The following is a 23,176-nucleotide window of genomic DNA, read 5'->3' as shown; positions in this document are numbered from 1 at the left end:
TGGCATGACCAAATTCGTCTTCGTCACCGGCGGTGTGGTGTCTTCCCTGGGCAAGGGAATCGCCTCCGCCTCGCTCGCCGCACTGCTTGAATCCCGGGGTCTCCGGGTCACCCTCATCAAGCTCGACCCCTACATCAACGTCGACCCCGGCACGATGTCGCCGTTCCAGCACGGCGAGGTCTTCGTCACCGACGACGGCGCCGAGACCGACCTCGACCTCGGCCACTACGAGCGCTTCATCAACACCCGGATGCGCAAGGCCAACAACTTCACCACCGGGCAGATCTACAAGTCGGTGCTGGAGAAGGAACGCCGTGGCGACTACCTCGGCAAGACCGTGCAGGTGATCCCTCACATCACCAACGAGATCCAGGAATACGTCAAGCGCGGCGCCGGCATCGGCACCCAGCACGAGGTCGACGTCGCCATCGTCGAGATCGGCGGCACCGTGGGCGACATCGAATCGCTGCCCTTCCTCGAGGCGGTGCGCCAGATGAGCCTGCGCAGCGGCCCCAACAACTCGGCCTTCGTGCATCTCTCGTACGTGCCGTGGATCGCCGCTGCCGGCGAGCTCAAGACCAAGCCGACCCAGCACACCGCCAAGGAGCTGCGGGCCATCGGCATCCAGGCCGACGTGCTGCTGTGCCGCGCCGACCGCCCGATCCCCGACGACGAGCGCTCCAAGATCTCGCTGTTCTCCAACGTGCCGGAGTGGGGCGTGATCTCGATGTGGGACGTCGACACCATCTACAAGGTGCCGCGCATGCTGCACGAGCAGGGCCTCGACGGTCTGATCTGCGACAAGCTGCGCATCAACACGCCACCGGCCAAGCTCCAGCGCTGGGACGACCTGGTCTACGAGGTCGAGCATCCGCAGCGCGAGGTGCTGATCGCCATGGTGGGCAAGTACGTCGACCTCTCGGACAGCTACAAGTCGGTCAACGAGGCGCTGCGCCACGCCGGCATGAAGAACCATGCGCGGGTGAGGATCGAGTACATCGACTCCGAGACCATCACGCAGCAGGAGATCTCGCGCCTGACCAAGTACGACGGCATCCTGGTGCCCGGCGGCTTCGGCCAGCGCGGCGTCGAGGGCAAGATCTCGACGGCGCGCTTCGCCCGCGAGAACAAGGTGCCCTACCTCGGCATCTGCCTGGGCATGCAGGTCGCGACCATCGAATACGCGCGCAACGTCGCCGGCCTGAAGGGCGCCAACAGCACCGAGTTCGACCCCGACACCCCCTGCCCCGTCATCGCCCTCATCACCGAGTGGAAGGACGCCGACGGCACCGTCAAGACGCGCGACGCCAAGTCCGACCTCGGCGGCACCATGCGCCTGGGCGCGCAGAGCTCCGACGTCACCGAGGGCACGCTGGCCCACGGCATCTACGGCGACGTCGTCACCGAGCGCCATCGCCATCGCTACGAGGCCAACGTCAACTACCTCGACGACCTGCGCAACGCCGGGCTGGTGATCTCCGCGCGCACGCAGCGCGAGCACCTGACCGAGATCGTCGAGCTGCCCACCGATGTCCATCCCTGGTATGTCGGCGTGCAGTTCCACCCCGAGTTCAAGTCCACGCCGTGGGGCGGCCATCCGCTGTTCAACGCGTTCATCAAGGCCGCGCTCGACCATCAGGGCACCCACAAGAACGCCCTGAAGGCCGTCGCATGAGCGTCGCGCCGGGCCGCCCCCAGCAAGCTCGCGCCGCAGTGCGCGGCACCAAGGTATCTCCATGAAACTCTGTGGCTTCGACATCGGGCTCGACCAGCCCTTCTTCCTCATCGCCGGCCCCTGCGTGATCGAGTCCGAGCAACTGCAGATGGACGTCGCCGGCACGCTCAAGGAGATCACGGCGGCGCTGGGCATCCCGTTCATCTTCAAGAGCAGCTTCGACAAGGCCAATCGCTCGTCGGGCACCACCTTCCGGGGTCCGGGCCGCGAGAAGGGCCTGGAGATCCTCGCCACCGTGCGGCGCGAGCTCGGCGTGCCGGTCCTCACCGACGTCCACACCGAGGACGACATCATCGAAGCCGCCAAGGTCGTCGACGTGCTGCAGACGCCGGCCTTCCTGTGCCGCCAGACCGACTTCATCCGCGCCGTGGCGCAGTCGGGCAAGCCGGTGAACATCAAGAAGGGACAGTTCCTGGCGCCACACGACATGAAGAACGTGATCGACAAGGCACGCGCCGCCGCCCGCGAGAAGGGCCTGCCGGAGGACAACTTCATGGCCTGCGAGCGTGGCGCGAGCTTCGGCTACAACAACCTCGTCTCCGACATGCGCGCGCTGGCCATCATGCGCGAGACGAACGCGCCGGTGGTGTTCGACGCCACGCATTCGGTGCAGCTGCCCGGCGGCCAGGGCACCAGCTCGGGCGGACAGCGCGAGATGGTGCCGGTGCTCTCGCGCGCGGCCGTGGCGGTCGGCGTCGCCGGCCTGTTCATGGAGACCCATCCCGATCCCTCCAAGGCCATGAGCGACGGCCCCAACGCCGTGCCGCTCAAGCACATGCGGGCCCTGCTCGAGACGCTCGTCGCGCTCGACACGGTCACCAAGAAGAACGCCTTCCTCGAGGACAGCTTCCAGTCATGACCAGCGCCTACATCATCGCCAACGTCGAAGTCACCAACCCGACGCAGTACGAGGACTACAAGAAGTGGTCCAGCGCGGCCATGCAGGCGCATGGCGCCGAGGTCTGCGTGCGCGGCGGCCGGGTCGAGGTGCTGGAGGGCGACTGGTCGCCGGAGCGCATCGTGATCCTCAAGTTCCCGTCGGTCGAGGCGGCCAGGCGCTTCAACGACTCCCCCGAATACGGCAAGGCGCGCGCGGCGCGCCAGGGTGCCGCCATCATGCGCATGATCGTGGTCGAGGGCCTGTGAGCGGACCGCCCGCCGACCGCTCCTCCCTCGTGCGACATCCAAGAATTTTTAAAACTGGAGAACTTCCAAAATGAGTGCCATCGTTGACATCGTCGGGAGAGAAATCCTCGACAGCCGCGGAAACCCCACCGTCGAGTGCGACGTGCTGCTGGAGAGCGGCACCATGGGCCGCGCGGCCGTGCCCTCGGGCGCCTCCACCGGTTCACGCGAAGCCATCGAGCTGCGCGACGGCGACAAGAGCCGCTACCTCGGCAAGGGCGTCCTCAAGGCCGTCGAGAACATCAACACCGAGATCTCGGAAGCCGTGCTGGGCCTGGACGCCAGCGAGCAGGCCTTCCTCGATCGCACCATGATCGACCTCGACGGCACCGACAACAAGGCCCGCCTGGGCGCCAACGCCACGCTGGCCGTGTCGATGGCCGTGGCCCGCGCCGCGGCCGAGGAATCGGGTCTGCCGCTCTACCGCTACTTCGGCGGCATGGGCGGCATGCAGCTGCCGGTGCCGATGATGAACGTCATCAATGGCGGCGCGCACGCCAACAACAGCCTGGACCTGCAGGAATTCATGATCATCCCCGTGGGCGCCAAGAGCTTCCGCGAGGCGGTGCGCTATGGCGCCGAGACCTTCCACGCCCTGAAGAAGATCCTGGGCGATCGCGGCATCAGCACGGCCGTGGGCGACGAAGGCGGCTTCGCGCCCAGCGTCGCCAGCCACGAGGAAGCCATCCAGCTGATCCTCGAAGCCATCGACAAGGCCGGCTTCGTGGCCGGCGAGCAGATCGCCCTGGGCCTGGACTGCGCGGCCAGCGAGTTCTACAAGGACGGCAAGTACGTGCTGTCGGGCGAGAACCTGACCCTGTCGGCCGAGAGCTGGACCGACATGCTGGCGACCTGGGTCGACAAGTACCCGATCATCAGCATCGAGGACGGCATGCACGAAGGCGACTGGGACGGCTGGAAGCACCTGACCGAACGCCTGGGCAAGCGCGTGCAGCTGGTGGGCGACGACCTGTTCGTCACCAACACCAAGATCCTGCAGGAAGGCATCGAGCGGGGCATCGCCAACTCGATCCTGATCAAGATCAACCAGATCGGCACCCTGACCGAGACCTTCGCCGCCATCGAGATGGCCAAGCGCGCCGGCTACACCGCCGTCATCTCGCACCGCTCGGGCGAGACCGAGGACTCGACCATCGCCGACATCGCCGTGGGCACCAACGCCGGGCAGATCAAGACCGGCTCGCTGTCGCGCTCGGACCGCATCGCCAAGTACAACCAGCTGCTGCGCATCGAGGAAGACCTGGGCGACATCGCCAGCTACCCGGGCCGCGCCGCCTTCTACAACCTGCGCTGACGCGCGGGACTCCACGGATCGCCGGTCCCGTGCGTTCGCGCGTCGTTCCGATCGTTCTCGTCGTGCTGCTGCTGATCCTCCAGTCGCAGCTCTGGATGGGTCGCGGCAGCATGCGCGACGTCGCGCAGCTGGAGGAGAAGCTGCGCGTCCAGAAGGAATCCAACGCGCGCGCCGCCCTGGCCAACGACCGGCTGTCCTCGGAGGTCAACGACCTCAAGGTCGGCATGGAGATGGTCGAGGAGCGGGCGCGCCAGGAGCTCGGCATGGTCAAGCCCGACGAAGTCTTCGTCCAGATCACCCGCTGACCACGCCCATCCGATGCCGGAATTCCTCTCGGCCCCCGCCTTCATGCTGTGGGGCACGCCGGCCACCTGGCTCGAACTCACCGCCGCCCTCCTCGCGCTGGTGATGGTGGGCTGCAACATGCGCGAGATCCACTGGGGCTGGCCACTGGCCATCGCCAGCTCGCTGCTCTATTTCGGCGTCTTCTCCCAGGCGCGCATCTATGGCGATGCGTCGCTGCAGATCTTCTTCGCCCTCGTCGCCTTCTGGGGCTGGCTGCAATGGCTGCGCGGCCACCGTGGCGACGGCGGCCCGCTGCGCGTCATGCGCCTGTCGCCGCGCGGCATCGCCTGGACGCTCGCGGCCTGCGCCTTCGCATGGCCGGCCGTCTCGCTGTTCCTGCATCGTTTCACCGACACCGACGTGCCCTGGTGGGATGGCTTCGCCACCGGGCTGAGCCTGGTCGGCCAGTTCCTGCTCGGGCGCAAGTTCATCGAGAACTGGCTGGTGTGGATCGCCGTCAACGTGGTGAGCATCGGCTTGTTCATCCACAAGGGTCTGTGGCTGACGGTCGGGCTGTACGCGGTGTTCGCGATCCTGAGCGTGGCCGGCTATGTGGCCTGGCGCCAGCGGCTGCCACTGCGCGAACCGGCCGCCGCCGGCGTCCCGACCGCATGACCCCGGACCTCGCGCGCGGCAGCGTCATCGCCGTGCTGGGTGCCGAGAGCACCGGCAAGACCGAACTCGCCCAGGCCATCGCCGGGCGCCTGGCGCGTCGCGGCGTCGCCACCACCTTCGTCGGCGAGTACCTGCGCGAATGGTGCGAGCGCGAAGGCCGCGTGCCACGTCCCGACGAACAGGCCGCCATCGCCGCCGAACAGACGCGCCGCATCGCCCGGGCCGCCGAACATGGCGTCGTGGTGGCCGACACCACCGCATTGATGACCGCCGTCTACAGCCACATGCTGTTCGACGACGACACCCTCTATGCCCACGCCTTCGCCGCGCACCGGGGCTATGCCATGACCCTGCTGACGGCGCTCGACCTGCCCTGGGTGGCCGATGGCCTGCAGCGCGACGGTCCGCACGTGCGCGAACCCGTCGATGCGCTGGTGCGCGCCGCGCTCGGCCGCGCCGGGGTCGCCTATGCGGTCGTGCATGGCAGCGGCGCGCGGCGCCTGTGCAATGCCTGGAATGCGCTCAACCTGGCGGCCCAGGCCGATCCGCCGGCGCCGGATGCGGTCACCGGCGCGTCGGGTGCCTCGGGCACGGCACGCTGGTCGTGCGACAAGTGCTCCGACCCGGTCTGCGAACACCGCCTGTTCACCGACCTGCTGGCCCGCCGCTCCTGAGCCGGCGGCTGCTCACTTCTACCGCTCCCGCTACTGCACCGTCGTCGGTGGCGGGATCTGGTCGCCCGGCGCGGTGAAGATCTGCGCCGCGTCGACCGCGTCGAAGCGGTACTGGCGGCCGCAGAAATCGCAGCCGACCTCGATGTCGCCACGCTCGGCCAGGATGTCCTGCGCTTCCTCGACGCCCAGGCCGCGGATCATGTTGGCGACCCGTTCGCGCCCGCAGGTGCAGACGAAGCGTGGCCCCTCGGCGCCGGTCAGGGGCTCGAAGCGCAGCAGCTTCTCCTCCCAGAACAGGCGGCGCAGGATGGTCTCGACGTCGAGCGTGAGGAGTTCGTCGCGCGTCAGGCTCGAAGCCAGGATCGAGATCCGGTTGTAGTCCTCGTTGCGGCCGATCTCGTCCTCGTTGGCCGGGTTGACATCGCGCTCCGACGTGCCTTCAAGATTGCCCTCGCCCTTGACCGGCAGGCGCTGGATCAGCAGCCCGGCGGCGACCTGGTCGTCGGCCGCCAGCACCAGCGTGGTGTCGAGCTGCTCGCTCTGCAGCATGTAGTGCTGCAGCACGTCGCTGAGCCGGTCGAGCTTCTCTCCCTGGTCGCCGAACAGCGGCACCACGCCCTGGTAGGGCTGCTGGCCGGGCAGGCGGCTGCGGGGCTCGAGCGTGATCGCGCAGCGCCCCTTGTTGTGGACGTTGACCATCTCCGGCAGGCGCGCGTCGGCCGGCAGCTCGCCGACCACGGTCGCCGTGGCCCGCAGGCTCATGTCGTGCTTGACCTCGGCCACCACCACCTTCACCGGTCCGTCGCCGAAGACCTGCAGGATCAGCGAGCCGTTGAACTTGATGTTGGCCTGCATCAGCGTGGCCGCGGCGGTCATCTCGCCGAGCAGCTCGGCCACCGGCGTGGGATAGGCGCCGATGGTCGTGTTGGAGGCCCGGCGCGCCAGGATCTCCTGCCAGGCATCGGTCAGGCGGACGATCATGCCGCGCACCGGCAGGCCGTCGAACAGGAATTTGTGCAGTTCGCTCAAATGCTTCTTTCTCAGTCGGAGATCTTCCGCAGCCCCTTCGCGTAGCGGCGGGCGTTCTCCACATAGTGCTGCGCGCTCTGGCGCAATCTGGCGGCGGCGGCCTCGTCGAGCGTGCGCACCACCTTGGCCGGCGCGCCGATGATGAGCGAGTTGTCGGGGAACTCCTTGCCCTCGGTCACCACCGCGCCGGCGCCCACGATCGAATTGCGGCCGATGCGCGCGTTATTCAAGATCACCGCCTGGATGCCGATCAGCGTGTTGTCGCCCACGGTACAGCCATGCAGCATGACCTGGTGGCCGATGGTCACGCCCTCGCCCAGCGTCAGCGGGCTGCCCATGTCCGAATGCAGCACCGAGCCGTCCTGGACATTGGTGTCGCGGCCGATGGTGAGCGCCTCGTTGTCGCCGCGCAGCACGGCGCCGAACCAGATGCTGGCGTTCTCGCCGAGCACCACGTGGCCGATCACCTGAGCGCTGTCCGCCACCCAGGCACCTGCGGCGAGCTGCGGCGCGACGCCGTCGAGTTCATAGAGCGCCATCGTTCGTCTCCAATCGTCAAAAACTAGAATTGTAGGGATGCACCCCCGTCTCGGCGCCCTCGCCGCCCTGCGCCTGACCGATCCCGACGCCAAGATGGCCGCCACCCGCGAGCTGGCCGCGCGCGTGTTCGCCGATACCCCCGCCGATACCCCCGACGACGACACCGGCCTGGCCGGGTGCTCGACGCTGTCGACGCCGATACGCTCGCCGGGCGACGACCTCGGCGTGCCCGGCCGGCCGCAGCGGCCCCTGCGGGTGGCGGCCACCGCCGTCGAGCGGCGCTCGCCCTTCACCACCGAAGGCCGGGCGGCATTGATGCATGCCATCTGCCACATCGAATTCAACGCCGTCAACCTGGCCCTCGACGCGGCCTGGCGCTACGACGGCATGCCCGAGGCCTACTACCTCGACTGGCTGCGCGTGGCCGACGAGGAAGCCCGCCACTTCACGATGCTGCGCGACCATCTCCGCACCCTGGGCGCCGACTATGGCGACTTCACCGGCCACGACGGCCTGTGGGCGATGTGCGAGAAGACCAGGGACGACGTGCTGGCCCGCATGGCGCTGGTGCCGCGCACGCTGGAGGCGCGCGGGCTCGACGCCACGCCCTTGATCCAGGCCAAGCTGCGGCGCGTCGGCACGCCCGATGCGCGGGCCGCCGTGGCCCTGCTCGACATCGTGCTGCGCGACGAGATCGGCCATGTCGCCATCGGCAACCGCTGGTATCGCTGGCTGTGCGAGCGCGATGGGTTCGACCCGATCGCGCACTACCGCGTGCTGTATCGCCGGCACGAGGCGCCGCGCCTGCGGGCGCCGTTCAACCTGGAAGCGCGGGCGCTGGCGGGGTTCACGGCGGAGGAGCTGGAGGCGTTGCAGGCCTCGGAGGCGATCCGGGGCGCCAGCGTCTGACAGGCATGCGGCTCCGGCGCGATGCATCGCGCCCGGGCCCGCGCCACGCCACGCTCAGAAGCGCGCGCGCAACGTGACCTGCAGTTGCCGCGGCGCGCCCGGCAGGATCAGGTTGTCCACGCTGCCATGCGCCGACACGTAGTAGGTCCGGTTGGTCGCGTTCTTCAGGTTGACGGTCACCCCCCAGGCGCCGGCGTCGTACCGGGCCATGAGATCGGCGACGACATAGGCCGGCAGCACGACCCGGTTGCTCAGCGACGCATAGCGCTCGGCCATGTAGCTCAGGCCGCCGCCGGCGCTGAAGCCCTCGCCCAGTTCCTTCACGGCCCAGAGGAAGGCCGAATGGCGCGGCGTAAGGGCCGGCACCTGGCCCTGCACGGCGATCGGCGCGCCCACCGGGAGCTGCAGCGAATTCACCGTCGCGAGCGAGCGGACCATGCGACCGTCGAGATAGGCATAGCCGCCGCTCACGTCCCACCGACCTGGCAGGCGGCCCGCCAATGTCAGTTCCAGGCCACGGGTGCGCTGCGTGCCGACATTGATCTGCCGGGTGACATCGGCCGGATCGGTGTTCTTGATGCCGGAGCGCTCGAGCTCGAAGGCCGCCGCCGTGGCATTGAGCGCGCCGTCGAGCAGGTCGAGCTTGGCGCCGAGCTCGCGATTGACGGTGATCTCGGGATCGTTGCGCACGTTGGCGGCCGAGAGCGCGAAATTCTCGGCCGAGGGCTGGAACGACCGGCTGTAGGACAGGTAGTAGGACTGCATTTCCGTCGGCTGCCAGATCAGCCCGGCGCGGGGGCTGAACTGGCGGTCGGTCCGCTCCAGTGGCGCCAACACGCGCTCGAAGGACGTGTCCTGGCGGAAGACGTCGTGGCGCCCGCCGAGGACCGCCTTCCAGGTCGGAGCGATCGTGATCTGGTTCTGCACGTACAGCGCCGCCGTCTGGAAGGTCGAATCCGTCGGGATGGCACTCGCGGCCCGGAAGCTGGCCGCCGGGATCGACGGCGGCACGCCGCCCGGCCGGAAGATGGCGACACGCTCGAAGCCGGTGGGCGAGGACACCGCCTGGGCGCGCTTGTCCTGGCGGCCGAACTCGGCGCCGAACAGCCATTCCTGCTTCACCCCGCCCCAGATCGAACGCCAGGTGACATCGGTCTGGTTGAACCAGCCCTGCTCGTCGCGCAGGATGAAGCTGCGCGAGCGGCCCACCGTCAGTCGCACCGGATCGGTGGTGCCGCTGGGCAGCGTGTTGTAGCGATCGAGCTCGTAGCTGGCATGGCGCAGCGTGTTGCGCAGGCTCAGGGTGTCGCTGAAGCGGTGGTTCAGCGTCGCGGTGAAGGAGCGCACGTGGGTCGTCGTGGTGTCGTCGCGTCGCGCATCGGCCGAGCCATAGTAGGTGCCGATCGGCACGGCGACCGGCCGTCCGTCGAGCGCCGGAATGCCGAAGTCGGTCACGCGCTGGTCGTAGGCCTGGTTGTATTGCAGCAGCAGGTCGGTCTGCGGCGCGAAGCGGATCGCCAGCGAAGGCGAAACGCTGTAGCGATCGACGAACTGCTGGTCGCGATAGCTGTCGGAGCGCTCACGGGCCGCGTTCAGGCGGAATGCGATGCGGTCGTCGTCGAGCGGCGCGTTGAGGTCGATGGTCAGGCGCTTGTAGCCGTGGCTGCCGAGCCCGAGCGTGGCTTCGCCGAAGCGGCGCTCGACATCCGGCTTCTTGGTCACGCGATTGATGAGGCCACCCGAGGAGCCCCGGCCGTAGAGCACGGCCGCCGGGCCCTTGATGACCTCGATGCGCTCGGTGTCGGATAGATCCCGGAAGTACAGGGCATCGTCGCGCACGCCATCGACGAACCAGTCGGAAATCGCCGTGAAGCCACGGATGACGACCTGGTCGCGCTGGCCGTCGCCGTGGCTGAAGGCGATGCCCGGCGCATTGCGCAGGGCATCCTGCATGGAGGTCGCGCCCTGGTCGAGCAGCAGCTGCTGCGGCACGACATTGACCGCCTGCGGCACGTCACGCAGCGCGGCGTTGCCCTTGAGCGCGGTGGATCCGAGCGCCGGCGCGTAGCCGGCGTCGGGCTCGCCATGGATGGTGACCTCGCCAAGCGTCGTGTCGCCGCCGCCGGGTCGGGCGGGCGCCTGCGCGAGAACGGATGAATTCAGGCCTGCGAGCGCGGCCAGGGCCACGGGCCAGGAAAACGTGCCGAAGCACATCGGGAAACGACGTCGAGCCAAGGAAACCCCCTGCGAGTGAAGAACCGGGAAAAGCGTCTCGCGGGTGATGCGCCGGGCAGGCGCGATCCGCGATCGCCCTGCCTGGAGACATCTGGGTAGGGGCGTCCGTCTCGGCGACGGAAAGCACAAGTATGTCCGGATTGTAAAGCTCGGCCTCGGGGTGCGATGCCGCTGCCGATGCCGATGTCCGGGGCGGTGCGCGTCGGGATTCTCAGCCGCGCGGATGATGGTGCGCGTGGATCTGCTTCAACCGCTCGCGCGCCACGTGGGTGTAGATCGTGGTGGTCGAGATGTCGGCGTGGCCCAGCAGCAGCTGCACGGCGCGCAGGTCGACGCCGTGGTTGAGCAGGTGCGTCGCGAAGGCGTGGCGCAGGGTGTGGGGCGACAGGTGCGAATGGATGCCGGCGATGGTGGCGTACTTCTTGACGATCATCCAGAACATGACGCGCGTCATGCCGGCGCCGCGCGCGGTCACGAACAGGTCGGAGGTCTGGCGCTCGCCGAGGATCGCCGAGCGGGCCTCGGCCATGTAGCGCTCGATCCAGCGCCGCGCCTCGCCGCCGAAGGGCACCAGGCGCTCCTTGTCGCCCTTGCCGGTGACGCGCAGCACGCCATCGTTCAGGCTCAGCTCGAAGACCCGCAGCGCGACCAGCTCGCTCACGCGCAGCCCGCTCGCGTACATCAGCTCGAGCATGGCGCGGTCGCGCAGGCCGAGCGTGGTGTCGGTGTCCGGCGCCTCCAGCAGGTCGACCACCTGCTTCTCGGTCATGGTCTTGACCGAGCGCGCCGCCTGCTTGGCCGGCATCAGGCGCAGCGTCGGGTCGACGCCGATGCGGCGTTCGCGCAGGGCCCAGCGGAAGTAGCGCTTGAAGACCGTCAGGCGCCGGTTGGCCGAGGTCGCCTTGCCGGGCTTGCCGTTGCGTTCCTTGTCGAGCAGGCGGGCGCCCATGTAGGCCTGCAGGTCGCCCTCGTTGGCCGCGGCGAGCGTGGTGGCGCGCTCGGTCACCAGCCAGTGCGAGAACACCGCCAGGTCGCGCCGGTAGGCCGCCAGGGTGTTCTTGGAGAGGCCGTCCTCCAGCCAGATCGCATCGATGAACTCGTCGATCTCGGGCGTGTCGGGCGCGCGGACGGCGACGGCGGATGGGGGGGCGGTGGTGGACGTGAGGGATGGGGCGGACACGCTGGACAAGATACCAAACAAAAAAGCCGCCCGGGTCGCCCGGGCGGCTTTTTCTCGTCGGCCCGCGGCCGGGCTCGATGGTTCAGTCGAGCTTGAGCTTCTGCTTGACCACCACCTGCTTGTAGACCGCGTACTCGGCCTTGATCTGGGCGGCGAACTGCTCGGGCGTGTTGGCGACGATCACGGAGTCCGTGGCCTCGATGCGCGCGCGCACGGCGGGATCGGCCAGGGCCTTGCGCGTGGCGTCGCTGATCTTGTCGACGATCTCGCGCGGCAGGTCCTTGGGACCCAGGATGCCGTAGTACGCCATGCGGTTGACCGGCTCCAGGTTGACCTCCTTGAAGGTCGGCACGTTGGGCAGCGCGGCGACCCGTTGCGGCGCGCTCACCACGATCGGGATCAGCCGGCCGGCCTTGATGAAGGGCAGCGCCGAGGGCAAGTTGTCGAAGATGATCGGCACCTGGCCGGCCACGGTGTCGTTCAGGGCCGGGCCGGCGCCACGGTACGGGATGTGCGTGACGAAGGTGCCCGTCAGGCTCTTGTAGAGCTCCATCAGCATGTGGCCGATGCCGCCGGTGCCGGAGGTCGAGTAGGAGTACTTGCCCGGATTCTTCTTCAGCTCGGCCACGAACTCGGCGTAGTTCTTGGCCGGGAAGTTGGGGTTGACCGCGATGATGTTGGGCGTCGCGGCGATGTTGATGATCGGCGTGAAGTCGGTGATCGGGTCGTAGGGCACCTTGGGATTGATGGCCGGGTTGGCCGCCGTGCTCGACACCGTGGCGATGCCCAGCTTGTAGCCGTCGGGCGTCGCGCGCGCGGTCTCGGCCGCGCCGACGATGCCGCCGCCGCCGGGCTTGTTCACCACGATGACGCTCTGCCCGAGGGTCTTGCCCAGCGGGTCGGCGATGATCCGGGCGACGATGTCGGTGGTGCCGCCGGGAGCGAACGGCACCTGCAGCTCGATCGGCTTGTTCGGGTAGTTCTGCGCCAGGGCGGGGCCGGCCAGCGTCGTGGCCAGCGCGAACGCGCCGGCGACGTATTTCCAGTGACGATGCGACATCGACGATCTCCTCGTGGGTCGTGGTGAAAGGGATCCGGCGCCGGCACGGATCACGCGCCGCTCCGGAGGACAACCTCCGATCCTAGCGTCGCGAAGCATGCTCCGCGCCTGCGGATTACCCGCCGCGAGGTGCGGTTTATGCTCGGCGCGGTGAATTACGCCCAGCTGCTGTTTCCCGATTTCTCCCTGATCCTGTGCGGCTGGCTGCTGTGCCGCCACACGGCCCTCGACCGCCGCGTCTGGGACCAGGTCGAGAGCCTGGTCTACTACTTCCTCTTCCCCGTGCTGCTGTTCCATTCGATCGTGCGCAGCCCGATCGACTTCGGCGCCACCTCGGGCCTGCTCGTCGCCGGCGTGGGCGTCGGCATGACCGGCATCGCGCTGGCCTATGCATTGCCCGCCCTGCCCTGGATCGGCCGTCACATCGACCGGCGCGACCACGCGGCCGGCGCCCAGGTGGCCTTCCGCTTCAACTCCTTCATCTGCCTGGCCATGGCCGACCGGCTCGGCGGCGCGCAGGGCCTGCTGATGCTCGCGGTGCTGATCGGGGTCTGCGTGCCGCTCATGAACGTGGCGGCGGTGTGGCCGATGGCGCGCCACGCCAACACCGGCTTCGCGCGCCAGCTGGTGCGCAATCCGCTCATCGTCGCCACCGCCAGCGGGCTGGTGGTGAACCTGCTGGGCCTGTCGGTGCCGGTGTGGCTGGAACCGACGCTGTCGCGCATCGGCGCGGCATCGCTGGCCTTGGGCCTGATGGCGGCGGGCGCGGGCATGCAGTTCGCGTCGCTGGCGCGCGGCAAGGTGCTGGCGGTGTCGGTGCTGACGATCCGCCACCTGCTCCTGCCGCTGGCGGGCTTCGCGCTGGCGCGCCTCCTGCGGCTCGATGCCGTGCAGGCCGGCGTGCTGATGGCCTTCTCGGCCGTGCCGACCGCATCGAGCGCCTATGTGCTGGCCGCCCGCATGGGCTACAACGGCCCCTTCGTGGCCGGGCTGGTGACGCTGTCGACCCTGCTGGGCGTGCTGAGCCTGCCGTTCGCGCTGGCGCTGCTGCAGCGCTGAGTCCTTCTGCACGACATCGCACGGCATCGCGCGGACTCACATGGATTTCCTGCATCTCCTCCAGGCGCTGTGGGACGCGCTGGTCGCGATCGCGGTGCTGATCGGGCAACTGCTCGATCTGCTGCCCTAAAAAACTAGTTGAGAATTTATCGACGATGACAGGTAATGCAATCTGCACTTAGACAACCCACTCGTAACATCATGCCAAATCAATACAACGATGCCGGGGGGTGCGGACAAAAACTTGGACTGGTTTTATGCCGCAAGTCCAAGGCTCACCCGATATTCGATGGGGCTAAGAGAGCCAAGGGAGATCTTGATCCGCTTCTCGTTGTACCAGCGGATGTACGAGTCGACCACTTCAATGAACTGCTCGATGGTCGTGCCCTTCCAGTCCCGAGGATAGAACAGTTCGTTTTTGAGGCGACCGAAGAAGCCTTCGCAAGCCGCATTGTCCGGAGAACAGGCCTTGCGGGACATCGAGCGGATGAGATTGGCATCGCTCATTCTTGATAGCCAGCCTGGCCAGCGATAGTGGCCGCCGCGGTCGGAGTGGACCACAGGCCGGTCAGCGGTGTCTGTCACCGTCTCGATGGCTGCATCGAGCATGGCATTGACCAGCTCAGCGTCAGGGCTCGTGCCAATGGTCCAGCTCACCACCATGCCGTCGAAGCAATCGATGATCGGCGACAGGTAAACCTTGCCGGCGGGGATCTGGAACTCTGTGATGTCCGTGAGCCACTTCTTATTGGGTGCCGCAGCCTGGAAGTCGCGGTTGATGATGTTCTCTGGTGCTGGACTGATCTCCCCCAGGTACGAGGCGTATCTGCGCTTCTTGTGCATTGGAACAACCAGGCGCTCCTGCTTCATCAGCCGCTGCACCACCTTCTCCGAGATGTTGACCTGCTGCCTGGTCAACGAGGCCTGCAGCCTGCGGTAGCCGTAGCAACGGTGGTTCGACTCAAAGATCTCGGTGATGGACTGCCGCACTTGGAGGTACTTGTCGCCCACCACTGCGCGGGCCCGATGGTAGAAGTACGAGCTACGTGCAATGCCCAACTGTGCAAGGAGCTCAGGCAAGCCGTAATGCTCCTTGAGGGCGTCAATCAGCAGTGTCTTCTCCCGGTTGGACAGGAGCTGCAGATCGACGCCCAGGCCTTTTTTTAACAGTTCATTGGCCTTGTTCAACAGGTCCTGCTCAAGGCGCAGTTGCCTGACTTCGCGGCGCAACGCCTCAACCTCGCGCTCGAGCTCATCGCGCTCTTGAGCCCGCAGGGACTGATTGGTGTGTTTCATGGATGCGGGTGCCTCACGTCCCAGAAGCTGGTTCTTCCAGTTGTACAACGTCGGCCTGCTCACGCCAAGCTTCTGAGCAACCACCTGCGCACTTCCCTCACGAGTGCACAGTTCGAGGACCGCCAGCTTCTTCAGTTGCGGCGGCCGAGGTGCACTGACGGCCCTGCCAACAAAGCGTTGCCGGGAGTCGGGGTCCAATTCATGAATCCAGGCACGCAGCAAATCGCGGCACGGATAGCCCAACGCCTTGATCGTGGAGGCGATGCAGCGCCCGTGCTCGGCGTAGTGTTTGACAGCCTGCTCCTTCTGAATTTGAGAATACTTCGGCTTCGAGCGCACGTAGCCGGACGACAGGTCAAGGCGCTGCTCGTACTCCTCATGCCAGCTCTTCAAAGAGTTCTTCGTCGGGTAGCCCAGCTGGCGGATAGTCGCCCCGGTGCGCTTGCCCAGCTTGATGTAGAGCGTGACCGCTCGGATGCGGTCTTCGTATGAATACATGAACTACTTTCAGGTAGTCCAAGTTTTTATCCGCACCCCCCCGTTCTCGAAATTTGGAAGACACATGCAGAAATCAATAGATCGCTGCCAGGCATAGCCCTATTTCCAATGCAGCGAGCAGATCTGAAAATTAATCCAGATCTTCTTTTCATTGGAATGAACCCATCGTTTTCTAAAGGATTGCAAAAATCGGATGCGGCGCCTCACTATCGATGGGACTCATCAATGCATCAAGATAAAATCGATCGTCTTATTAATTTTGAGCGTGAAGCGCAGCAAAATTACAAGATTTTTTTTGAGCCTCTCAGATTGTTCTCATTGTCCGTGCGCGCCGACGTTTTTGAGAATCTGGATCTGCTTCCAGTGCGACACACCAGCCAATCAGAAGTCATTTCAAGTTATTGGAACAAGAAGGAGGAAGCAATAGAAATTACCAAATTATTCTTGGAATTATTTAAAACTATGCTTTTGCGTATCAACCCAAGGTCAATTATTGTTGCCAATGCAGGTGTGTCGAAAAAACTCATCGAGATTCTTGATCTTAAATCCAGTGACGAAAACCGTAGTTATAGATGGCAGTTAATGAAGGAGGTACCTTTCTTCTTATCAGGCATGCTTTCGGGACAACGAGCAATAGACAAATTCTCCCGAGATCGACTTGCAGCGGATGTACGTCAATTTCTAAATAACTGATCTTTGAAAAACTTTGCTGAAGCAGCCATGCGCGCCGGCGTGATCTACCCAGGCCATCCAATCGACCAGATACAAGTCGACTTTGCTCACGAGATTGTCACGCTTTGCGCACGGGTGGCTGACCGCAACTCAAATCCAGAATGCGTTGAGGACACGATCGGGGATATGAGCAGAGGACAACTGTTAGTGATAACTTAACGCTTTGCACTTGCTAGACCTAGCTGAAAGATTATTTTATGACGCATTGCTTTGCATTTAAATACGAAGGTGACGTGTTCTTATATGCGGATGCAGCTTTCACCACCAAGCAACATCAAGAATTGCCTTCAACAATAACTTCTTTCGGAGAAGCAAATGTTCAAAAAAAAGATGAGGTGATTTTCGAAGCAATTACCAAAATTTTTAGAATATCAGATTGTTGCGCCGTCGCTTTTGCCGGATGCACTGAAAGAGCAAGAGCAATAATAGATATTCTTAGAAGTTCCAATAAATACAATTCCGATCTAGAGCAAAATTTCGAGGTTGTAAACAACACTATCGATAGCACAGGAAACTACGTCGAACTATTAATTGCTGACTGCTCAAGACCCACTGCTCAGATCATTCAGTGGAATACTTCGGCTAGAAAATTGATTTCAACACAAGAGTATGCCAGCATTGGAAGTTTGCCAAATTCCCACGATCATCAAATAAAAAGATTCACTGATCGTCTTGTTAACCTAAAAGAACTTTCCAAAGATTCAATGCTCTCTGCCATGGCAGCGACTTTCCAATCTTATGGATTAAGAAATTATCTTATGGAAAACAATGTTGGCGGATCAGTTTTGGGTGCGAAAGTTTCTACCGATAATGTTAGCTGGCTGCCAGACACAACATATTTAATTTTTGATGCCGATGGGAAGCCGAATAATTGGGTTTCGATTGTTTACCGAGACGGCGGTCTTGTTACGCACTCTTCTTACTCTCTATTAACGACTTACTTCATTAGTGATTCCGAAATAAGTAACATCGAAGAATGGCGAAGAATTTGGAATGCCAAAGTGAGTCAACAAATTGAACAATTTCAATCGATAAACTGGGTTTTTCTCAATTCATTCAATGGTTTGATCGTAATTGTTGAAGCAAAATACCCTATTTCTAAGACGACAGTCTCTGAAGTTTCAGTAATTGAAGACAAACTTAAGATTGAAATAAACGGCGATTTATTAAAAATATTGAAAGAAGAAAAGTCTGATTTTATTATGGTTTGCAACGATCGTTTATCCAAAGATAAATTCAATGACTATCGTTTTGAATCGTGGGTGCAAAAGCAAAAGCAAATCATGATGAATAATTCTTTCAAAGACCAATAATTACAACACTTTGTCTTTTGCTAACTCAGTAATTACCGCTCGCGCATCAGCAGCCAGAACGTCCGGTCGTCGCGCTGCCCGTCGCTGAGCGTCATACGCAGACGAAACCACAGATAAGTGCCCGGCACCAACGTCTGGCCGTCGGCGCCCCTCACCTGTACTGATAGCCGGCCAACTGGCACTCGACGTGCAGCAGTGCATCGGATGTCACATCGCAGTCGCTGACCGTCAGGCCTGTGCCGGCCGTGGTGACCCACCACGGCCCGAGGTCGCACGAGAAGTTGAGCTTCGCGTTCGGGTCGAAGTCTCTCTAGGGTGCCTTCGGGCCGGTGGTCTTGCAGAAGAGTTCAGGCATGCGAATGGTGCTCATGGCTTGTTCAGGGTCCAAGTGCGCGCCTCAAGCGCAATGGTGAGAGAGCGATCCTCGGCTGGCACGGCGTAGTGCCGGCGGTCGGCCGGGATGGCGTAGCAAATCCAGTCGGTAGGGTCGAGTGCTGCATCACCCACGCGAGCACTGCCAATCAGCCAATCCAAGACGTCGTAGACGGTCCCGACGACGTCGATCACAGGCAGCGACACGCTCGTCGCGGACCCGGTCACGAGATCGTCGTCATCAAAGACAGTTGCAGCAGCGCAGACGGCCGCCGCCGCGCTGGTCACGACAATGTTCGAATCGTCGGTGCGCGCGAACATGGCCGCGATCGACATGACAGCTCGACCGGTAACCACGTCCGGCGAATCCACAATGACAGCGGATGCCTCGACGGCTGGACGCACGACGTCAGCCTGCGCCATCATCTGATCGGCCGTCCACGATAATGTGCTCGCCAAGCTGTAACTGCTTGGCCGCTCTTGCATCGAACCGCGTTCAGCGTCTCCGTGGCGTAGCTTTTTCGGTATTCCAAAAGCCCCCACGGCTTAGGTTCCGAAAATGCGTTCTTAAAAGGTACGCCAAAGCGGCAAGTGTAGATGTCTTTAGGCAAGCGCTAATAAGTCGAATGCCGCAGGCGTCTAAGCAATTTCCCCAACGGAATCAACGGGTTGATGAAGAAGACCTCGACAGATCAACAGCTTATGAGCAGCGACCAGGGCAATCACACGCCCATGATGGCCCAGTACCTCCGACTGAAGGCCGACCACCCCGACACCCTGCTCTTCTACCGCATGGGTGACTTCTACGAACTCTTCTACGCCGACGCCGAGAAGGCGGCGCGCCTGCTCGACATCACGCTCACCCAGCGCGGCCAGTCCGCCGGCCAGCCGATCCCGATGGCGGGCGTGCCGTTCCATGCGGTCGACACCTACCTGGCGCGGCTGATCAAGCTGGGCGAGTCGGTGGCGATCTGCGAGCAGGTCGGCGAGGTCGGCCTGGGCAAGGGACCGGTGGAACGCAAGGTGATGCGCGTGGTGACCCCCGGCACCCTGACCGATGCCGAGCTGCTCAACGATCGCGTGGAGTCGCTGCTGCTGGCGGTGCATGCCGGCGCGCGCAACGTCTGCGGCCTGGCCTGGCTGAGCGTGACGGGCGACGAGCTGCGGCTGGCCGAATGCGCCGCCGATGCGCTGGAGGCCTGGATCGCCCGCATCGCGCCGAGCGAGCTGATCTACAGCGCCGAGGTCACGCCCGCCTTCGAGGCGCGCCTGGCGGCCGCGCGCGCGGCGACGCCCTTCACGCTGTCGGTGCGCCCGGCCTGGCAGTTCGATGGCACGCTGGGCGAGCGCAAGCTGCGCGAGCAGCTCGCCAGCGCCAGCCTGGCGGCCTGGAACGCCGAGGGCCTGCCGCAGGCGCACGCCGCGGCATCGGCCCTGCTGGGCTATGCCGAGCACACCCAGGGCCGCGCGCTGACCCACGTGGCCCGCCTGGCGGTCGAGCGTGATGGCGACCTGATCGAGCTGCCACCGGCCACGCGGCGCAATCTCGAGCTGGTGCAGACCCTGCGCGGCGAGGACGCGCCCACCCTCTTCTCCCTGCTCGACACCTGCATGACGGGCATGGGCAGCCGGCTGCTGCGGCGCTGGCTGCTGGCGCCCCGGCGCGACCGGGCCGACGCGCAGGCGCGGCTCGATGCCATCGATGTGCTGCAGACCGCGCCGGCCGGCGCCACCGCCGCGCCATGGCGCACGCTGCGCGAGTCGCTCAGGAACACCAGCGACGTCGAGCGCATCGCCGCGCGCATCGCCCTGCGCCAGGTGCGTCCGCGCGAACTGGTGGCCCTGCGGCTGGCGCTCGACAAGGCCGCGCTGCTGGGCCCGGCCCTGCCCGATGCGGCCGCGCTGCTCGCGCGCATCGCCGGCGACCTGGGCCCGCCCCCGGACTGCGGCGCGCTGCTGCTGCGCGCGATCCAGCCCGAGCCGGCCGCGCTGGTGCGCGATGGCGGCGTGATCGCCCCGGGCTTCGACGCCGAGCTCGACGAGCTGCGCGCCATCGGCGAGAACTGCGACGAGTTCCTGCTGCGGCTGGAGGTCGCCGAGCGCGAGCGCACCGGCATCGCCAACCTGCGCGTGCAGTTCAACCGCGTGCATGGCTTCTACATCGAGGTCTCGCAGGGCGCGCTGGGCAAGGTGCCCGACGACTACCGGCGCCGCCAGACCCTGAAGAACGCCGAGCGCTTCGTCACGCCCGAGCTCAAGGCCTTCGAGGACAAGGCACTGTCGGCGCAGGACCGCGCCCTGGCGCGCGAGAAGTGGCTCTACGAGCAGCTGCTCGACGCCCTGCAGCCGCACGTCCATGCCCTGACGCGGCTGGCCGGCGGCATCGCCATGCTCGACGTGCTGTGCGCGCTGGCCGAGCGCTCGCACACCCTGCACTGGAACGCGCCCTCGTTCGCGGCCCATCCGTGCATCGAGATCACGCGCGGGCGCCATCCGGTGGTCGAGGCGCGGCTGGCCGAGAAGTCCGCCGGCGCCTTCATCGCCAACGACACCCGGCTCGGCCCGCAGCAGCGCATGCAGGTCATCACCGGGCCCAACATGGGCGGCAAGTCGACCTACATGCGGCAGATCGCGATCATCGTGCTGCTGGCCTCGATCGGCTCGCACGTGCCGGCGCAGGCCTGCCGGCTGGGACCGATCGACGCCATCCACACCCGCATCGGCGCGGCCGACGACCTGGCCAACGCGCAATCGACCTTCATGCTGGAGATGACCGAGGCGGCGCAGATCCTGCACGCCGCCACCGCCCGCTCGCTGGTGCTGATGGACGAGATCGGGCGTGGCACCAGCACCTTCGACGGCCTGGCCCTGGCCGCCGGCATCGCCGCGCACCTGCACGACCGCAGCCGCTCGTTCACGCTGTTCGCGACGCACTACTTCGAGCTGACCGAGTTCCCGGCCACGCACCACGGCGCGATCAACATGCACGTGAGCGCCACCGAGACGGCCGGCCGCGGCGGCCGCGACATCGTCTTCCTGCACGAGATGCAGCCCGGTCCGGCCAGCAAGAGCTATGGCATCCAGGTGGCGCGGCTCGCCGGCATGCCCGCGCCGGTGGTGAACCACGCGCGCCAGGCGCTGGAGGCGCTGGAGGCCCAGCAGTCCAGCACCCGGGCGCAGGTCGACCTGTTCGCGGCGGCGCCCGTGGCCGAGGCCCCCGTGGCGAGCCCCGTAGAATCCGCCCTGGCCGCGCTCGACCTCGACGCCTTGAGCCCCCGGGAGGCGCTGGAAGCGCTTTACACCCTTCAAAAACTGAACGTGCGCGACACCGGCCACGGCTGAGAGGCCCGGTTCCCACGATACGAATCCATGACTTATTGCGTAGGCATCAAACTCAACGCCGGGCTGGTGTTCCTCTCCGACTCGCGCACCAACGCCGGCGTCGACCACATCAGCACCTTCCGCAAGATGATCGTCTACGAGCAGCCGGGCGACCGCGTCATGGTGCTGCTGTCGGCGGGCAACCTGAGCATCTCGCAGTCGGTGCGCGAGATCCTGCAGATCGAGGAACTGCGCGAGATCGACCCCGACGGCGAGCCCGGTCCGCCCATCACGATCTGGAACGCCAAGAGCATGTTCGACGCCGCGCGCGTGCTGGGCTCGGCGGTGCGCCACGTCTACGACCGCGATGCCGCCGCGCTCAAGCACGCCGGACTCGACTTCAACGTCTCCTTCATCTTCGGCGGCCAGGTCGCCGGCGAGGGCATGCGGCTGTTCCTGGTCTATTCGGCCGGCAACTTCATCGAGGCCACCAACGAGACGCCCTACTTCCAGGTCGGCGAATCGAAGTACGGCAAGCCCGTGCTCGACCGCGTGCTGACGCCCGACACGCCGCTCGACGAGGCCGCCAAGTGCGCGCTGGTGTCGATGGACTCGACCATGAAGTCGAACCTCTCGGTGGGCCTGCCGCTCGATCTGGTGGTGTACGAGGCCGGCCGGCTGCAGACCGACAAGATCGTCTGCCTGGACGCCAACAACCCCTACTACCAGATGCTGCACAACAGCTGGGGCCAGAAGCTGCGCGAGGTGTTCGACAGCATCGAGGACCCGGTCTGGGACGATGCCGTCACGACCCACCCGCTGAAGATGCCGGCCGCGCGCCACAGCGCGCTGCGCAAGATCGCGACGCCGGAGGAAAAGCTGATCTGAGGGAGCGGCGGGCCTACTCGGCCCAGACCACCAGCCCGCTCCACGACGTCGCCAGCACCACGATGCCGAAGGCGATGCGGTAGTAGGCGAACGGCACGAAGTCGTGCGAACTGATGTAGCGCAGCAGCCAGCGCACGCACAGCCAGGCGCTGATGAACGAGAACACCAGGCCGACCAGGAACATCGGCAGGTCGGCCCACGAGAGCAGCGCGCGCGCCTTGTAGAGGCTGTAGGCCCCGGCGCCCACCAGCGTCGGGATGCCGACGAAGAACGAGAAGTCGGTCGCCGCCTTGCGCGACAGACCCAGCAGCATGCCGCCGATGATCGTCGCGCCGCTGCGGCTGGTGCCCGGCACCATCGCCAGGCACTGCACCAGGCCGACCTTGAGCGCGTCGAGCGGCGTCATGTCGTCGACGTTCTCGACCCGCACCGAACCCGGCGCGCGGCGCTCGGCCCACAGGATGATGAAGCCGCCGACGATGAAGGTGGTCGCCACCACGATCGGCGTGAACAGGTGGGCCTTGACCATCGAGCCGATCGCCAGGCCCAGCACCACCGCCGGCAGGAACCCCAGGAACACGTTGAGGGCGAAGCGCCGCGCCTTGGCCTGGCGCGGCAAGGCCACCACGGTGGCGCTGATCTTGTGCCAGTACACCAGGATCACCGCGAAGATGGCGCCGGTCTGGATCGCGATGTCGAACACCTTGGCACGCTCGTCGTCGAAGCCCAGCAAGGCGCCCGCCAGGATCAGGTGGCCGGTCGACGAGATGGGCAGGAACTCCGTCAGACCTTCGACGATGCCCATGATGGCGGCCTTGACCAGCAAAACGATATCCACGCGTACTCCTTGAAATGGGGCCCGATTATCGCCAGGG

The 23,176-nt window shown here is 65.1% G+C and carries 21 protein-coding genes; 13 read left to right on the top strand and 8 right to left on the bottom strand.

Going from position 1 to position 23,176, the window contains the following annotated elements; translation table 11 throughout:
- The first annotated feature begins 4 nt into the window (after positions 1-4).
- The 7 genes from AC1MLT_RS03500 (at position 5) to AC1MLT_RS03470 (ending at position 5,869) form a co-directional block, all read left to right on the top strand.
- Positions 5-1,675, top strand: coding sequence for a CTP synthase (locus tag AC1MLT_RS03500; RefSeq protein ID WP_481033890.1), 1,671 nt, complete (start codon positions 5-7; stop codon positions 1,673-1,675).
- Between the two features lie 61 nt (positions 1,676-1,736).
- A complete protein-coding gene (gene kdsA / locus AC1MLT_RS03495; RefSeq protein ID WP_481033889.1) occupies positions 1,737-2,594 on the top strand; it encodes a 3-deoxy-8-phosphooctulonate synthase in 858 nt (285 codons plus the stop codon).
- Positions 2,591-2,881: a DUF1330 domain-containing protein gene (locus AC1MLT_RS03490; protein ID WP_481033888.1), complete on the top strand. Its 291-nt coding sequence runs from the start codon at positions 2,591-2,593 to the stop codon at positions 2,879-2,881. The genes kdsA and AC1MLT_RS03490 overlap by 4 nt, the downstream gene beginning before the upstream one ends.
- A gap of 70 nt (positions 2,882-2,951) precedes the next feature.
- Complete coding sequence (gene eno, locus AC1MLT_RS03485) at positions 2,952-4,235, top strand: phosphopyruvate hydratase (RefSeq protein WP_481033887.1); 1,284 nt, start codon at positions 2,952-2,954, stop codon at positions 4,233-4,235.
- A 29-nt stretch (positions 4,236-4,264) separates the two neighbouring features.
- Positions 4,265-4,540, top strand: a complete 276-nt coding sequence (gene ftsB, locus AC1MLT_RS03480; RefSeq protein WP_481033886.1) for a cell division protein FtsB — start codon at positions 4,265-4,267, stop codon at positions 4,538-4,540.
- A 13-nt stretch (positions 4,541-4,553) separates the two neighbouring features.
- Complete coding sequence (pnuC, locus tag AC1MLT_RS03475; protein WP_481033885.1) at positions 4,554-5,195, top strand: nicotinamide riboside transporter PnuC; 642 nt, start codon at positions 4,554-4,556, stop codon at positions 5,193-5,195.
- Entirely contained in the window at positions 5,192-5,869 is a 678-nt protein-coding gene (locus tag AC1MLT_RS03470; RefSeq protein WP_481033884.1) for an AAA family ATPase, read from the top strand. Before pnuC ends, AC1MLT_RS03470 begins: the two co-directional genes overlap by 4 nt.
- A 30-nt stretch (positions 5,870-5,899) precedes the next feature.
- On the opposite strand, the gene hslO is transcribed toward AC1MLT_RS03470, so the two are convergent.
- Together hslO and AC1MLT_RS03460 are read right to left on the bottom strand one after the other, a co-directional pair.
- Complete coding sequence (hslO, locus tag AC1MLT_RS03465) at positions 5,900-6,898, bottom strand: Hsp33 family molecular chaperone HslO (RefSeq protein WP_481033883.1); 999 nt, start codon at positions 6,896-6,898, stop codon at positions 5,900-5,902.
- A gap of 11 nt (positions 6,899-6,909) precedes the next feature.
- Entirely contained in the window at positions 6,910-7,437 is a 528-nt protein-coding gene (locus AC1MLT_RS03460) for a gamma carbonic anhydrase family protein (protein ID WP_481033882.1), read from the bottom strand.
- 37 nt (positions 7,438-7,474) lie between these two features.
- Between AC1MLT_RS03460 and AC1MLT_RS03455 the strand changes: the two genes are divergently transcribed.
- Entirely contained in the window at positions 7,475-8,347 is an 873-nt protein-coding gene (locus tag AC1MLT_RS03455; protein ID WP_481033881.1) for a ferritin-like domain-containing protein, read from the top strand.
- 54 nt (positions 8,348-8,401) lie between these two features.
- On the opposite strand, the gene AC1MLT_RS03450 is transcribed toward AC1MLT_RS03455, so the two are convergent.
- The 3 genes from AC1MLT_RS03450 to AC1MLT_RS03440 form a co-directional block, all read right to left on the bottom strand.
- On the bottom strand, positions 8,402-10,561 hold the full coding sequence (locus AC1MLT_RS03450) for a TonB-dependent receptor (protein WP_481034892.1): 2,160 nt from the start codon (positions 10,559-10,561) through the stop codon (positions 8,402-8,404).
- Between the two features lie 232 nt (positions 10,562-10,793).
- Positions 10,794-11,687 (bottom strand): site-specific tyrosine recombinase XerD, encoded by an 894-nt coding sequence (gene xerD, locus AC1MLT_RS03445; RefSeq protein WP_481034890.1) that lies wholly within the window; start codon positions 11,685-11,687, stop codon positions 10,794-10,796.
- Between the two features lie 157 nt (positions 11,688-11,844).
- Positions 11,845-12,822: a tripartite tricarboxylate transporter substrate binding protein BugE gene (locus AC1MLT_RS03440; protein WP_481033880.1), complete on the bottom strand. Its 978-nt coding sequence runs from the start codon at positions 12,820-12,822 to the stop codon at positions 11,845-11,847.
- 138 nt (positions 12,823-12,960) lie between these two features.
- Between AC1MLT_RS03440 and AC1MLT_RS03435 the strand changes: the two genes are divergently transcribed.
- Entirely contained in the window at positions 12,961-13,881 is a 921-nt protein-coding gene (locus AC1MLT_RS03435) for an AEC family transporter (RefSeq protein ID WP_481033879.1), read from the top strand.
- Positions 13,882-14,136: 255 nt separating this feature from the next.
- Here the strand turns inward: AC1MLT_RS03435 and AC1MLT_RS03430 are convergent, their stop codons facing one another.
- Positions 14,137-15,675, bottom strand: a complete 1,539-nt coding sequence (locus tag AC1MLT_RS03430; protein ID WP_481033878.1) for an IS3 family transposase — start codon at positions 15,673-15,675, stop codon at positions 14,137-14,139.
- 108 nt (positions 15,676-15,783) lie between these two features.
- Here AC1MLT_RS03430 and AC1MLT_RS03425 point away from each other — a divergent pair, with 108 nt between their 5' ends.
- A complete protein-coding gene (locus AC1MLT_RS03425; RefSeq protein ID WP_481033877.1) occupies positions 15,784-16,368 on the top strand; it encodes a hypothetical protein in 585 nt (194 codons plus the stop codon).
- 236 nt (positions 16,369-16,604) lie between these two features.
- The gene (locus AC1MLT_RS03420; protein ID WP_481033876.1) at positions 16,605-17,720 is read left to right on the top strand and encodes a hypothetical protein; all 1,116 of its coding nucleotides are present in this window, start codon (positions 16,605-16,607) and stop codon (positions 17,718-17,720) included.
- Positions 17,721-18,086: 366 nt separating this feature from the next.
- Here AC1MLT_RS03420 and AC1MLT_RS03415 read toward each other — a convergent pair whose 3' ends face one another.
- Positions 18,087-18,551: a hypothetical protein gene (locus AC1MLT_RS03415; protein ID WP_481033875.1), complete on the bottom strand. Its 465-nt coding sequence runs from the start codon at positions 18,549-18,551 to the stop codon at positions 18,087-18,089.
- Between the two features lie 243 nt (positions 18,552-18,794).
- Between AC1MLT_RS03415 and mutS the strand changes: the two genes are divergently transcribed.
- Both mutS and AC1MLT_RS03405 read left to right on the top strand, forming a co-directional pair.
- Positions 18,795-21,434 carry a DNA mismatch repair protein MutS gene (gene mutS, locus AC1MLT_RS03410; RefSeq protein ID WP_481033874.1) on the top strand — a complete coding sequence of 880 codons (2,640 nt, stop codon included), beginning with the start codon at positions 18,795-18,797 and terminating at the stop codon, positions 21,432-21,434.
- A 27-nt stretch (positions 21,435-21,461) separates the two neighbouring features.
- Complete coding sequence (locus tag AC1MLT_RS03405; RefSeq protein WP_481033873.1) at positions 21,462-22,301, top strand: proteasome-type protease; 840 nt, start codon at positions 21,462-21,464, stop codon at positions 22,299-22,301.
- A 13-nt stretch (positions 22,302-22,314) separates the two neighbouring features.
- On the opposite strand, the gene AC1MLT_RS03400 is transcribed toward AC1MLT_RS03405, so the two are convergent.
- Entirely contained in the window at positions 22,315-23,139 is an 825-nt protein-coding gene (locus tag AC1MLT_RS03400) for an undecaprenyl-diphosphate phosphatase (protein ID WP_481033872.1), read from the bottom strand.
- Between the last annotated feature and the right edge of the window lie 37 nt (positions 23,140-23,176).

This window comes from Variovorax sp. PEI5, assembly GCF_056679935.1.
Note: the sequence above shows the minus strand (reverse complement) of the source record. Positions and strands in the feature narration are given on the sequence as shown.